At 72.6% G+C, this 13,373-nt stretch carries 10 protein-coding genes; 5 read left to right on the top strand and 5 right to left on the bottom strand.

What is annotated here, in order from left to right; genetic code table 11:
• Positions 1–39: 39 nt before the first annotated feature.
• The 3 genes from ABZ956_RS15085 to ABZ956_RS15075 all read right to left on the bottom strand — a co-directional run bounded on the left by ABZ956_RS15085 (position 40) and on the right by ABZ956_RS15075 (position 3,735).
• A complete protein-coding gene (locus ABZ956_RS15085; protein ID WP_361892396.1) occupies positions 40–951 on the bottom strand; it encodes a DNA-3-methyladenine glycosylase 2 family protein in 912 nt (303 codons plus the stop codon).
• 22 nt (positions 952–973) lie between these two features.
• Positions 974–2,065: an NDP-sugar synthase gene (locus tag ABZ956_RS15080; RefSeq protein ID WP_361892393.1), complete on the bottom strand. Its 1,092-nt coding sequence runs from the start codon at positions 2,063–2,065 to the stop codon at positions 974–976.
• An 83-nt stretch (positions 2,066–2,148) separates the two neighbouring features.
• Complete coding sequence (locus ABZ956_RS15075; protein WP_361892390.1) at positions 2,149–3,735, bottom strand: N-acetylmuramoyl-L-alanine amidase; 1,587 nt, start codon at positions 3,733–3,735, stop codon at positions 2,149–2,151.
• Between the two features lie 127 nt (positions 3,736–3,862).
• Here ABZ956_RS15075 and ABZ956_RS15070 point away from each other — a divergent pair, with 127 nt between their 5' ends.
• The 4 genes from ABZ956_RS15070 to ABZ956_RS15055 all read left to right on the top strand — a co-directional run bounded on the left by ABZ956_RS15070 (position 3,863) and on the right by ABZ956_RS15055 (position 9,978).
• Positions 3,863–4,615: a TIGR03089 family protein gene (locus ABZ956_RS15070; protein ID WP_361892387.1), complete on the top strand. Its 753-nt coding sequence runs from the start codon at positions 3,863–3,865 to the stop codon at positions 4,613–4,615.
• Between the two features lie 102 nt (positions 4,616–4,717).
• A complete protein-coding gene (locus tag ABZ956_RS15065) occupies positions 4,718–6,037 on the top strand; it encodes an LCP family protein (protein ID WP_361892384.1) in 1,320 nt (439 codons plus the stop codon).
• 273 nt (positions 6,038–6,310) lie between these two features.
• Positions 6,311–8,065 carry an LCP family protein gene (locus ABZ956_RS15060; protein ID WP_361892381.1) on the top strand — a complete coding sequence of 585 codons (1,755 nt, stop codon included), beginning with the start codon at positions 6,311–6,313 and terminating at the stop codon, positions 8,063–8,065.
• Positions 8,066–8,175: 110 nt separating this feature from the next.
• The gene (locus ABZ956_RS15055; protein ID WP_361892378.1) at positions 8,176–9,978 is read left to right on the top strand and encodes an LCP family protein; all 1,803 of its coding nucleotides are present in this window, start codon (positions 8,176–8,178) and stop codon (positions 9,976–9,978) included.
• 49 nt (positions 9,979–10,027) lie between these two features.
• Here the strand turns inward: ABZ956_RS15055 and ABZ956_RS15050 are convergent, their stop codons facing one another.
• Positions 10,028–11,047, bottom strand: a complete 1,020-nt coding sequence (locus tag ABZ956_RS15050; RefSeq protein ID WP_361892376.1) for a glycosyltransferase family 2 protein — start codon at positions 11,045–11,047, stop codon at positions 10,028–10,030.
• A 221-nt stretch (positions 11,048–11,268) separates the two neighbouring features.
• Here ABZ956_RS15050 and ABZ956_RS15045 point away from each other — a divergent pair, with 221 nt between their 5' ends.
• Positions 11,269–12,762, top strand: coding sequence for an LCP family protein (locus tag ABZ956_RS15045; RefSeq protein ID WP_361892373.1), 1,494 nt, complete (start codon positions 11,269–11,271; stop codon positions 12,760–12,762).
• Between the two features lie 15 nt (positions 12,763–12,777).
• On the opposite strand, the gene ABZ956_RS15040 is transcribed toward ABZ956_RS15045, so the two are convergent.
• The gene (locus ABZ956_RS15040; RefSeq protein WP_361892371.1) at positions 12,778–13,326 is read right to left on the bottom strand and encodes an acyl-CoA thioesterase; all 549 of its coding nucleotides are present in this window, start codon (positions 13,324–13,326) and stop codon (positions 12,778–12,780) included.
• Positions 13,327–13,373 lie beyond the last annotated feature (47 nt).

Below are 13,373 nucleotides of genomic sequence, written 5' to 3'. Positions count from 1 at the left end.
GGTGGGCACAAACCGACCACCGGCCCGCACCCGGCCCCCTCACATGTGGCTGAAGTTGCGCACCGAGAAGCGGGGAGCCCGCCGTGGCAGGGTGACGCCGCTCAGCAGGATCAGGCGGCACGCCCGGTACCGCTGGCCCTCGTACGGCGCCAGCAGGTCCAGCATCGCCGCGTCGTCCGCCCCGCGGAATCCGGTCAGGGCGTAGCCGACGATCCGCGGCAGGTGGAGGTCCCCGACCGTCACCGCGTCCGCCGCGCCGTGGGTGCGTTGGAGGGTCTCCGCCGCCGTCCACGGGCCTATGCCCGGGATCAGCTGGAGGCGGGCCGACGCCTGGGGCCCGTCCATCGTCGCGGTCTCCTCCAGGCGTGCCGCCGCGCGGGCCGCGCGGATGATCGTCGCCGAGCGCTTGGCGTCCACGCCCGCCTTGTGCCACTCCCAGGAGGGGATCAGCGCCCAGGTTCCCGGGTCCGGCATCACGCGCAGGCCCCCGGGGGCCGGGCCCGGCGCCTGTTCGCCGTGGCGTTGGAGCAGCAGGCGCCAGGCGCGGTACGCCTCGTCGCTGGTGACCTTCTGCTCGAGGATCGAGGGGATCAGCGACTCCAGGACCAGCCCGGTACGGGCCAGCCGCAGGCCCGGGTTGCGGCGGTGCGCCTCGTGGACCAGGCGGTGGCGGGGGGTGAAGGCCGCCGGGGCGTCCGACTCGCCGAGGAGGGTGGGCAGGTGTTCCAGGAGCCAGTCGGCGCCCGGGCCCCACGCCTCGGCGTGGACCTGGCCGTCGTGCGCCGTCAGGCGCAGCGTGCCCGGGCCCTCGGGGGTGCGTGAGGCACGCCAGAGGGAGCCGTCCGGTGTCGTGCGGTAGGCCGGGTCGCCGGGGCCGCGTGCCAGGACGCCCAGGGTGCGTCGCAGGTCGTACGGGCCGCCGCCGGGCGGTACCCAGGTGCGGGTGGCCATTCGGCCAGGGTACGTCCTGGGCCTACTGGTCCGACGAGAAGCGGATCGCGCCCTGCGGGATCTGTGCGTCGCACCAGACGCGGGCGCCCGCGCGCAGTTCGTTGTCGGGGCCGACGTGGGCGTTGTCGCCGATGACCGCGCCGTCCAGGACCGTACGGGCGCCGATGCGGGCGCCCGCGCCGACGAGGGAGTCGCGGACGTGGGCCCCGGCCTCGATGACCGCGCCGTCCAGGACGGTGCTGCCGTCGACGCGCGCGCCCGGCTCGACGCGGGCCCCGGCGCCGATGACCGTGCCGCCCATGAGCTTGGCGTCGGGGGCCACGTCGGCGCCGTCGAGGACCAGCCGGTCGCCGCAGCGGCCGGGGACCGCCGGGGACGGCGCGCGGCCCAGGACCAGGTCGGCGGAGCCGCGCACGAAGGCCTGGGGGGTGCCGAGGTCCAGCCAGTAGGTGGAGTCGACCATGCCCTGGAGGTGGGCGCCGGCCGCCAGGAGGCCGGGGAACGTCTCGCGTTCCACGGAGACGGGGCGGCCCGCCGGGATCGTGTCGATCACGGAGCGGTTGAAGACGTACGCGCCGGCGTTGATCTGGTCGGTAACGATCTCCTCGGGCGTCTGGGGCTTCTCCAGGAAGGCCGTGACCCTGCCGGTGGCGTCCGTGGGCACCAGGCCGAAGGCCCTCGGGTCCTCGACCCGGGTCAGGTGGAGGGAGACGTCCGCCCCACTGGTGCGGTGGGTCCGCACGAGCGCCTCGATGTCCAGGCCCGTGAGGATGTCGCCGTTGAAGATCAGCACCGGCTCGTCGGGGGCCGAGTGGAGGCGGGAGGCGACGTTGCGGATCGCGCCGCCCGTGCCGAGGGGCTCGACCTCGGTGACGTACTCCAGGTGCAGGCCCAGGGCGGAGCCGTCGCCGAAGTACGGCTCGAAGACCTCCGCCAGGTAGGACGTGGCGAGCACGATGTGCTCGATCCCTGCGGCACGGGCCCGCGCGAGCTGGTGGGTGAGGAACGGGACGCCCGCCGCCGGAACCATCGGCTTGGGCGTGTGCACCGTGAGCGGGCGCAGCCGGGTTCCCTTGCCGCCGACCAGGAGGATCGCTTCTGACGAAGAAGTCAAGGTGTCTGTCTCTGCTTTCCTGCTGGGGCCGGGCCGTGATCGGCGGCCAGTGTATGCAGAACGTGAGGCTCCGCTCCGCCCGGTCAGCGGCCCTGGAGCCGGGCCGCCGCGGCGCGGACGGCGCCGAGCCGGTTGTAGAGGCGGTCACCCGGGCAGGCGGTGGCGTAGCCGTCGCGGTGTCCGGAGATGACCTTGAGCCTGACAGAGGTGCCCTTCTTGTAGAGGTTTCCGCCGCCGGAGACCAGGGACGCGGTCCCGAGCGGGTTGACGTCGTAGAGGCCGAGCTTCCAGGCGGTCAGCCGGGCCAGAGCGTTCACCACTGCGGTCGGCGGGTCGCTCCTCCCGAAGGATCCGAGCACGGCGATGCCCATGCTGTTGGTGTTGAAACCGAGAGTATGGGCGCCTCTGACGGGTTTCGCCACACCGCCTGCCCGGCCCTCGTACACCGTGCCGCATTTGTCGATGAGGAAGTTGTACCCGAGGTCCCGCCAGCCGCTGCTCACCACGTGGTAGCGGTAGATACCGCGGATGACGGAGGCGGACTGCGCACAGCGGTAGCTGTTGCCGGAGGCCGTGTGGTGGACGAAGGCGGCGCGCACGGTCCTGGAGTACGGGAAGCCCCGCTCGCGGATCGATTCGTCGGCGCCCCAGCCGGCCCGGGTGACGATGCGCGGGCGCGGGCCGACGTAGTGGACCGCGGGGGGCTCGGCGGCGTCCGTGAGGTCGCCGCCGGTCCCGGGAGCCGTCTCCGGCGATGCCTCCGGGGACGCCTCCGGGGTGATGGCGGGGGTGGCTTCCGGGGAGGACTCGGGCGGCGCCTCGGGGGAGGACTCGTCGGACGCCTCCGGGGTCTCGTTGTCCAGGACGCCCTCGGGGTCCGTGTCGCCCGTCGACCGGCCGTCGGGGACGCCCGTGGTCTCCACGCGCGTGGCCTCGATGTCCTTCTCCGACTCCGCCTTGTCCGCCGCCGGGATCTCGAGCGCGCCCAGCGGCGCCAGCGGGCGGTTGACGGCCGAGCTCGCCGTCTCCTCCTCGGAGGGCGCCGGCGCGTGCCGGCGCGCCGCCCGCTTCCGGCCGTGGGGGGCGGGGTCCTTGCCGGGGTCGACCAGCTCGACGCGCAGCCCGGAGGGCAGGGCCTGCTTGTCGGAGGTCCGGCCGGCCGTGGCGTCGGGCCTGACCCGGACCTGGACGCCGTCCGAGGCGCCCACCCACAGGGGGGCGGTGGAGCCGCGCAGGCTGCCGCGGCGGGCCTCGGGCGAGTCGAGGTCGGGGCGGTCGTCGACGTGCGTGTGGACGTCCTGCCAGCCCGACCAGGTCGTGGTGCCCGCCGCGCGCGTACGCACCTGTGCCCGGCCGTGCAGCTCGGTGGTGGCGTCGTCCCAGACGATGCCGACCAGCGAGAAGGGGGCGACCACGCGGGGCGGCAGCCCCTGTGCCCCGCTGCGCCGCAGGTGCCCGGCGACCCGGCGCGTGGGGCCGAGCGGCACGAGGCGCAGCGAGTGGGTGGCGCCCGGCACCGCGTGCTTGCTGGCGACGGACGGCGTGGCGGAAGCGCGACCTGAGGCTCCGTCGGTGGCGCCGGGAGAGGCTCCGGAGGGGGCGGCGAGGAGCGGCAGGGTCAGCGCGGCGGCGCAGGCGGTGACCGTCGAGGAGACAAGAATTCCACGCATGCCTGAAATCCTGGGCATAACTGGACAAATATGTCCATTCCTAAACTGACGGCGAGTCGGGCCCGCGGGCCCCGGGACCCGGTCGCGCGGCTGACCGCCGCGGCCCCCGCCGCGTACCCTGACGCCGATGAACGCCACCGATCGCACCCCTGCCGACCTGCTGCGTTCCGCGCTCGCCGCGGACCCGGCCCGCCCGCTCGTGACCTTCTACGACGACGCCACCGGCGAGCGCGTGGAACTGTCCGTGGCCACCTTCGCCAATTGGGTGGCGAAGACCGCCAATCTGCTCCAGGGCGACCTCGCCGCCGCGCCCGGCGACCGGCTCGCCCTGCTGCTGCCCGCGCACTGGCAGACCGCCGTCTGGCTGCTGGCCTGCTCCTCCGTCGGCGTCGTCGCCGAGGTGGGGGGCGACGCGGCCGGCGCCGATCTGGTCGTCAGCGGGCCGGACACGCTGGAGGAAGCGCGCGCCTGCTCCGGTGAGCGCGTCGCGCTCGCCCTGCGCCCCCTGGGCGGCCGCTTCCCGCAGCCGCCGGCCGGGTTCGCCGACTACGCCGTCGAGGTGCCCGCCCAGGGCGACCGGTTCGCCCCGTTCGTACCCGTGGACCCCCACGCGCCCGCGCTCGTCGTGGGCGGCCTGGAGCTGACGGGCGCGCAGCTGGTGGACAAGGCCCGCACCGACGCCCACCAGCACGGCCTCGGCCCGGGCTCGCGGCTGCTGTCGGGGCTGCCGTACGACAACTGGGAGGGCCTGTCCGCCGGGCTCTACGCCCCGCTCGCCGCGGGCGGCTCCGTCGTGCTGTGCCGCAACCTCGACCGCCTCTCCGGCGGCGGCCTGGACAAGCGCCGCGAGAGCGAGCGCGTCACCGTGACGGCCCTCTGACGCTGCCGGAGCGCCGCACCCGGGCGATGATCGGCAGTACGTGCGTACACGCGCCGCAGCGCGCACGCCGCCGACCGAGCGCAGGAGGGACGCAGCGCAGCCGTGACCTACCGCCCTGGCAGCCCCGGCCGGCCGGGCGGCCCCTTCGCCGGGGGCCCGCCCGGCCGACCGCCCGCGCCGGGACGGCGCACGGGGCGGCGCCGGCTGTGGCTGCGCCGGCTGGTGGTGGGCGCGGCGGTCCTGCTGCTCACGGTCGCCGGGATCGGCTGGGTGCTCTACGAGCGGCTCGACAGCAACATCACCACCGACACCGAGACCGCCGAGGAGCTGCGCCGCTGGGAGAAGGAGCGCCCCAGCGCGCTGGTCAGCGGCGCCCAGAACATTCTGATCATCGGCTCCGACACCCGCAGCGGCCCCGGCAACGGCAAGTACGGCGAGGACGGCGGCGGCCAGCGCTCGGACACCACGATCCTGCTGCACGTGGCCGCCGACCGGAACAGCGCCACCGCCGTCAGCCTCCCCCGCGACCTGATGGCGAAGATCCCCAGCTGCCGGCGGCCCGACGGCAGCTACACCAATGAGCGGTTCGCGCAGTTCAACTGGGCCTACGAGCTCGCGGGCACCGCGTGCACCATCCGGACCGTGGAGAACATCACCCGGATCCGGATCGACCATCACATCGTGCTGGACTTCAGTGGGTTCAAGCAGCTGGTGGACGCGATCGACGGCGTCGAAGTGTGCCTGAAGCGGCCCGTGGACGACCGCGAGGCCCACTTGCGGCTGAACGCCGGCCGTCAGGTGCTGCACGGCGAGGAAGCGCTCGGATTCGTCCGGGCCCGCTACAGCCTGGGGGACGGCAGCGACACCGAACGGATGGGGCGACAGCAGGAGTTCCTGGGCTCGCTGGTGCGGGAGATGCAGAGCGAGGGCGTGCTGCTCAACCCGGCGCGGCTCTACCCGGTGCTCGACGCGGCGACCAAGTCCCTGACCACGGACGCCGGGCTCGACACTCTCAAGAAGATGTACAACCTCGTGCGGACCGTACGGGACATCCCCACCGAGCGCGTCCAGTTCCTGACGGTGCCGCGCCGCCCGTACCCGTACAACAGCGCCCGCGACGAGCTCGTGCAGCCGGACGCGGACCAGCTCTTCCAACAGCTGCGCATGGACCGGCCGGTGTCGGTGAGCGCGCACGTCCGGCCGGCCGACAGCAAGCCGGGCGGCCGCCGGCCCGCGATCGAGCCGGAGCCCGAGGAGCCGGAGAGCGGCGAAGGGCCGCAAGGGGACTACGAGTCCCCGGCGCCGCCCTCGCCGGCCACGGCCCCGCCCCCGACCCCCTCTCCTTCCGGCTCCGGTTCCCCCCTCCCCACCACGCCGCCCACCTACGAAGGCACCACCGCGGCACGCGGCGTCTGCGACTGACCCGCGCATAAAGAACGCCAATAAAATCGGCAAAAGGTGCAGAAACCTTTTCGTGCCGATGTTCGTTGCAACATCCGTCCCCGCGAAGGGATTGGGCAGATTGCCCAGTTGTAGGGGAGTGCAATTTGTCACCGGTGTCGCTCGACGCTGAACTGGGCGGATAGTGTGAGCGATCCGGTGCGCACGGCCGGCTGACCGCGCACTGCACAGACGACATTCGAGCGCCTCAGGGGGGTAGGCGCCGCGTGGCACCGACGGAGGATTCAAGCGACCGTGGACGCGCAAGGCCGTGGGCGAGCGGGCGGCATCGACCCCGCCGACCAGTGGGTGTTCGATCCCAAAACGGGCAGCTACGAGCTGCGCCTTGACCATGACGGGGAACCGGTGGCGCCGTCCGCGACCGGCACCGCCGCGACGCCTTCCGCTCCCAGGGCCGCCGCCAGACCTTCGGCATCGCCCCGGCAGAAGCCGAAGCCGGGCGGCGGGCGCAGCGTGCCCGGACAGCGCGGCACCGGTGGCACCCGGCGGGCCGGCGCGGCCAAGGCGACCACGGGCCGGCGCAAGCCGAAGCCGAAGAAGTCCGTGAAGAAGAAGGCCCTGATGTGGACCGGGGGCACGGTCGGCGTGGTGCTGGTCGTCACCTCGGTCGGCGGCTACCTGCTCTACCAGCACTTCAACAACAACATCGACAAGGTCGACGTCGGCATCAACAACGACGCCGTCACCAAGGGCCCGGTCAACATCCTGATCATCGGCACCGACAAGCGCTCGGGCGACGGCAACACCGGCTACGGCGACGACGGCAGCGTCGGGCACGCCGACACCACGCTGCTGTTCCATGTCTCCGAGGACCGCACGAACGCCACCGCGCTGTCCATCCCGCGCGACATGATCACGGACATCCCGGCCTGCCCCACCAAGAAGGGCGGCACCACCAGGACCATCCCCGGCTCCAAGGGCGTCCGCTTCAACGAGAGCCTGGGCCAGGAGGAGCGTGACCCGGGCTGCACCTGGCGGACGGTCGAGCAGCTGACGGGCCTGAAGGTCACCCACTTCATGATGGCCGACTTCAACGCCGTCAAGAAGCTGTCCTCGGCGGTCGGCGGCGTCGAGGTGTGCCTGGCCAAGGACATCAACGACCCCGACTCGCACCTGAAGCTGGGCAAGGGGCGGCACACGGTCGAGGGCGAGCAGGCCCTGGCGTTCGTGCGGACCCGGCACTCCGTGGGCTTCGGCGGCGACCTCAGCCGGATCGAGCTGCAGCAGCAGTTCCTGAGCTCGATGATCCGGAAGATGAAGGCCGGCGACACCCTCACCAACCCCAAGAAGCTCTACAACCTCGCCGACGCCGCGACCAACTCGCTCACCGTCGACACCGGCATAGGCTCCGTGTCCAAGCTGACCGCCCTGGCCAAGGAGCTCAGCAAGGTCAACCTGAAGAACATCACCTTCGCGACCGTGCCCGTCATCGACAACCCCGCCGAGGGCAAGGTGCACAAGACGGTCGTTCTGGACAAGGCGAAGGCCGAGCCCCTCTTCGCCATGGTCCGCCAGGACGTCTCCCTCACCGAGGTGAAGGAGAAGGAGAAGAAGGCCCAGGAGCAGGCCGACGCCAAGCAGGCGGCGCTGCTGGAGGGCCCGAAGGCCGAGCCCGCGAACGTACGGGTCAAGGTGTTCAACGGCAGCGGCAAGGTCGGTGCCGCGGGTGAGACCGTCAGCTGGATGCAGAACTCCAAGGGCATGGTCCGCACCAGCAACGGCGGCAACGCCACGGGCGGGAAGAAGGACAAGACCGTCCTGGAGTTCGCCCCCAACCAGGCCGACCAGGCCCGTCGGCTCGCGGAGGCGATGGGGCTGCCCGCGGACGCCCTGAAGCAGGGCTCGGGCGACGCGGCGCCCACGGCGGAGATGAAGCTCACGCTCGGCGCGGACTTCAAGGGCGCCGGCACCCCGGTCTCGGCCCCGGACAAGGCGCCCGAGGGGATCCAGAAGGTCGAAGCGGACGATAACAACATCTGCGCGAAGTGAACCCCACGAACGGCCTTTCGCATCTCATTAGCCAGTAATACTCATCAGGTACGACTTCGGTTACATCACGCCTGCCCATCGGGCCGGACGCACCATTCAGGGGAGGCCCGATGCGGCAGAGCAGCGGCGTGCGGGGGGAACGGGCCGACGAGGCCCAGCAGTCCGGGGAATCCGGGGAGTCCAAGGGCTCGAAGGGTGCGAAGGACGCGCAGGCCGCGAAGAGCTCCGCCGCGTCCGGGGCGGACGGCTCCGAGGAGGGCCAGGGCGCCAAGGAGTCCGAGGGCGCGGGGTCCGGCGGCGGGTCGGGCTCCATATCCGGCGGCGGCGCGCGCCGCCGCCGCATCGGGCGCATAGCCCGCTGGACCGCGCTCGGCCTCTCCCTCCTCATCCTGGGGGTCTCCGCCGCGGGGTACTTCTACTACGAGCACCTCAACAGCAACATCAAGAAGAACAAGCTCAACCTCGGCGACAAGCAGCTCGACCGCAGCGCCGCCAACGCCGAGGGCCAGCGCCCGCTGAACATCCTGATCCTGGGCTCCGACAGCCGGGGCAGCAAGGAGAACGTCGCCCTCGGCGGCGCCCGCGACGACGCCGACCGCCCCCCGCTCGCCGACGTCCAGATGCTGGTGCACGTCTCCGCCGACCGCAGCAACATGTCGGTCATCAGCGTCCCGCGCGACACCCGGGTGACCATCCCCAAGTGCACCGACCCCGAGAGCGGCAAGGTCTACAAGGGCACCGACCGGCAGATCATCAACACCAGCCTGGGCAACGGCGGCCCCGGCTGCACGGTCGCCACGTGGGAGGAGCTCACCGGCATCCCCATCGACCACTTCATGATGATCGACTTCGCCGGGGTGGTGAACATGGCGGACGCGGTCGGCGGGGTGCCGGTCTGCGTGGACGCCAACGTCTACGACGACAAGTCCGGCCTGCGGCTGACCAAGGGCACGCACACCATCAAGGGCAAGCAGGCCCTGCAGTGGCTGCGCACCCGGCACGGCTTCGAGGACGGCAGCGACATCGGCCGCACCCACGCCCAGCACATGTACATGAACGCGATGGTGCGCCAGCTGAAGGCCGGCACCAAGCTCACCGACCCCGGCCAGCTCACCGGCCTCGCCGAGGCGGCCACCAGGGCGCTCACCGTCGACAAGGACCTCGGCTCGGTCAAGGCCCTCTACGAGCTCGGCAACGACATCAAGCGGGTGCCCTCGAGCCGGATCACCATGACGACCATGCCGTGGGCGACGGACCCGCAGAACCCGGACGCGCACGTGGTGCCCAAGCCGGGCGACTCCGACAAGCTGTTCTCGCTCGTCCGCAACGACATCGCGCTGGACGGCAAGGACAAGAAGAAGGACGACAAGAGCCCGCCGCCCACCGTCCCGGTCACCCGTAAGTCGGAGATCGCGGTCACGGTGTTCAACGGCACCGGCACCGCCGTGGAGCCCCCGGCCACCGGCCGCGGCTCGGACATCGCCGCCTTCCTCGTCAAGGAGGGCTTCGCCAAGGCCACCTCGGACTCCACGCCCCGGGCCCAGGCGGACACCACGATCACCTATCCGAGGGCCACGCAGCGCGGTGACGCCCTGGCGGTGGCCAAGGCCCTCGGGCTGCCGGAGAGCGCGGTGCGCCACTCCCCCGAGGTCCAGCAGATCACGCTGGTCGTCGGCGGGGACTGGCGCAAGGGCACGGCCTACCCCAAGCCCGAGGGCGACGAGCCGGCCGCCGGCCCGTCCGCCGCGCCGGGCGGGAACGACGGCAAGGACGCCAAGGACGCCAAGGACGGCAAGGGCGGCGAGAAGAAGGCCGACGGCAAGGGGGACAACAAGGCCCCCGAGAGCTCCGACCCCCTCAACGGCGACGACAGGTCGGCCTGCATGAAGGTCAACACGCTCAACCGCTTCTAGCGCCGGACGACCGTGCCGCCCGGGGGCCCGCCCCCGGGCGGTTCCTTTTCTACCGCTCCGCCCGGACCGCCGGCCGGCGGCTGGCGATGACCTTCCTGGCGAGCGAGCGCGGGCTGGTGAGGAAGCCGAAGCCCCACGACATGTGCATCGTCGCCAGCGCCAGGGGGATGCGCAGCCGCGCCCCGGCGGGCAGCCCCTTGCCCGCGGGCACCGAGCCGGCCGTGATGGCCGCCAGGTACCCGGCCGGCACGATCAGGCCCCACGGCGTGAGGGCCACGCCGACCACCACGCCCGCCGCGATGGCGAGGACGGCGGCCGGGGCCGCCAGGTAGCGCAGGTTGATCGAGCCCTGGTGGTAGCGGGCGACGACGTGCCGCCAGCGCCCGTAGTTCTTGTACTGCTTGGCCAGGGCCCGGACATTGGGCCGGGGCCGGTAGGAGACCTTGAGCTCCGGCGAGAACCAGATCAGGCCGCCGGCCTCACGGATGCGGAAGTTCAGCTCCCAGTCCTGGGCGCGGATGAACTCCTCGTTGTACCCGCCCTGCCGCTCGAGCACCTCGCGCCGGAAGACGCCCAGGTACACGGTCTCGGCGGGGCCCGCCGCGCCGCCCGTGTGGAACGCCGCGTTGCCCACGCCGATCTTCGAGGTCATGGCGGCCGCGACGGCCCGCTCCCAGTCGTTCTCGCCCTCGGCGTGCATGATGCCGCCCACGTTCTGGGCGCCGGTCTCGTCCATGAGCCGCACGGCGGTGGCGATGTAGTCCGGGGAGAGCATGCCGTGGCCGTCGACGCGTACCACGATCGGGTGACGCGATGCCTTGATCGCCGCGTTCAGGGCGGCAGGGGTGCGACCCGTCGGATTCGGCACGGTATGGACCCGGGAGTCCTCCCGGACCAGCTCCGCGGCGATCTCGTCGGTGCGGTCGGTGGACGGTCCGAGGGCGATGACCACCTCCAGCTCACCGGCATACTCCTGCTCCAGGATGTGTCGCACGGAGGTGCGCAGATGCCGCTCTTCATTGAGCACCGGCATGATCACGGAAACGGCGGGCAGCTGCTGATCGGGCATGGTTCCTCGGGGGGACGGCGGTCGGGGGCACCCCCCGGCGGTCGGTGGAAACGTCCGTCACGTTACCGCCAATGGGGGACAGGGTCCCGCCCCGCCCGGGTGGCCGGGGCGCTGTGGACGGCGTGGGGCCGCAGACAGTTCATCGTATGGGCCTACGGTGTTCGCACTTTCTGCGCAGTTGTCTCCCCCGTGTTCCGACCGCTCGTCGCGGAGGTCTCGAAGTGACCGCACCGGCCCGCTCCTCCCGTCAGCGCACGACCCGGCACCGGCCCTCCCGGCGTGCGCACTGGGGCAAGCGGCTGGCCACGGGCGCGGCGGTGGCGGTGCTGGGCACGGGCGGCATCGGGCACGCGGTGGTCACCGGGCTGGGGGACGGCATCGGCCGCGTGGACGCCTTCGAGGGGCTCTCCGACCGGCCCGGCGGCGGCCGGGGCATGAACGTGCTGCTCGTCGGCACCGACGGCCGCGACAAGATCACCGAGGAGGAGCGGCGGCGCTACCGCCTGGGCGGCGCCCCCTGCCACTGCACGGACACGGTGATGCTCGTCCACCTCTCCGCCGACCGCGACCGGGCCACCGTGGTCGGCCTGCCGCGCGACACCTACACCGAGATCCCCGAGCGCAGGGACGAGACCGGCAGGATCCGCCCCGCCCATGCCGTCAAGCTCAACGCGGCGTACGCGGAGGGCGGCCCCGGGCTGACCGTGCGCTCGGTGGAGCGCCTGACCGGGGTGCACGTCGATCACTACATGGAGGTCGACTTCACCAGCTTCATGCAGACCGTCGACGCGGTGGGCGGCGTGCAGGTGTGCACGGTGCGGCCGCTGAAGGACGCCTACACCGGGCTCGACCTGCCGGCCGGCACCAGCAACCTCGACGGCGGGCAGGCCCTGCAGTACGTACGCTCCCGGCACCTGGACGGGGCGGCGGACCTGGGCCGGATGCAGCGGCAGCAACGGTTCCTCGCCTCCCTCGTGCACAAGGCGGCCAGCGGCGGGGTGCTGCTGAACCCGGTGAAGTTCCAGGACGTCGCCTCCGCCGTCATCGGCTCGGTCCGCGCCGACCGGGGTTTCGGCACCGACGAGCTCATCGGGCTCGGCCAGGCCATGCGGAACCTGACGCCCGCCTCGGCGGAGTTCACCTCCGTGCCGATCGCCGTCGCGAACTTCCCCGTGCCGCACGTCGGCTCGACGGTGAAGTGGGACGAGGCGGAGGCGGCCAGGCTCTTCAGGGCCCTGCGCGAGGACCGCCCCGTCAACGCCGCCCCGCGCGCCCCGCACCGGGCGGCCGACGCCAAGCCGCCGGCCAGGGCGGGCGAGCAGCCCCCCACGGTCGTCGAGGTGGCCCCCGAGCAGGTGCGCGTCCAGGTCCTCAACGGCAGCGGCCGCGACGGCCTGGCCCGCACGGCCGACCAGGCGCTGCGCGCCACGGGCTTCGCCACCACGGGCCTGCCCACCGACGCCCGGCACCCCACCGCGGAGCACACGGTGATCGCCTACGACCCGCGTTGGGACCGCTCGGTGCGCTCGGTGGCCGCCGCGCTGCCCGGCGCGCGGCTGCGCGCGGTGCCCGGACAGGGGCCGATGATGCGGGTGACGCTGGGGGCGGACTTCGCCGGGGTGCACCCGGTACGGGCGCAGGAACCGCCGCACCCGCGGAGCGGGGGCATCCCGGTGGTCACGGGCGACCAGGTGGTCTGCCCGGAGAGCGCGTAGCCGGCGGGGCGGGGGTCAGTCCTCGAAGCCCTCGGCGGCGCGCTGCTCGCGCAGCTCCATGATCGCGCGGCGCCGGGCGAGCCGGTGCGTGCGGCGGATCTGCGCCTCCTGGTAGCGCCGCCGGTCCTTGTCCGTCTCGGGCAGCACCGGCGGCACGCGCCGGGGCTTGCCGTCCTCGTCGACCGCGGCGAAGACCAGATAGGCGCTGCCGACCTGGACGGCGGGGGTCGACTCGTTCCACCGCTCGGCGAGCACCCGCACGCCGATCTCCATGGAGGACCTGCCGGTCCAGTTGCATTGCGCCTTCACATGGACGAGGTCGCCCACCCGGACCGGCTCCAGGAAGGCCATCTCGTCCATGGAGGCGGTGACCGCGGGGCCGCCGGAGTGCCGTCCGGCGACGGCGCCGGCGACGTCGTCCACCAGTTTCATGATCACGCCGCCGTGGACGGTGCCCAGCAGATTGGTGTCGCTGCCGGTCATGATGTGGGAGAGCGTCGTGCGGGCAGCCGACGTCGGCTTCCCGGGTATGTCCGACTCCGGGCTCCGGTCCTCATTGCTCATGTCCTCCACTGTATGCGGGGCCGCCACGCCGGGCGGGATTTGCATCA

The sequence above is a fragment of the Streptomyces sp. NPDC046261 genome, assembly GCF_040646235.1.
Classification (GTDB): Bacteria; Actinomycetota; Actinomycetes; order Streptomycetales; family Streptomycetaceae; genus Streptomyces.
Note: the sequence above shows the minus strand (reverse complement) of the source record. Positions and strands in the feature narration are given on the sequence as shown.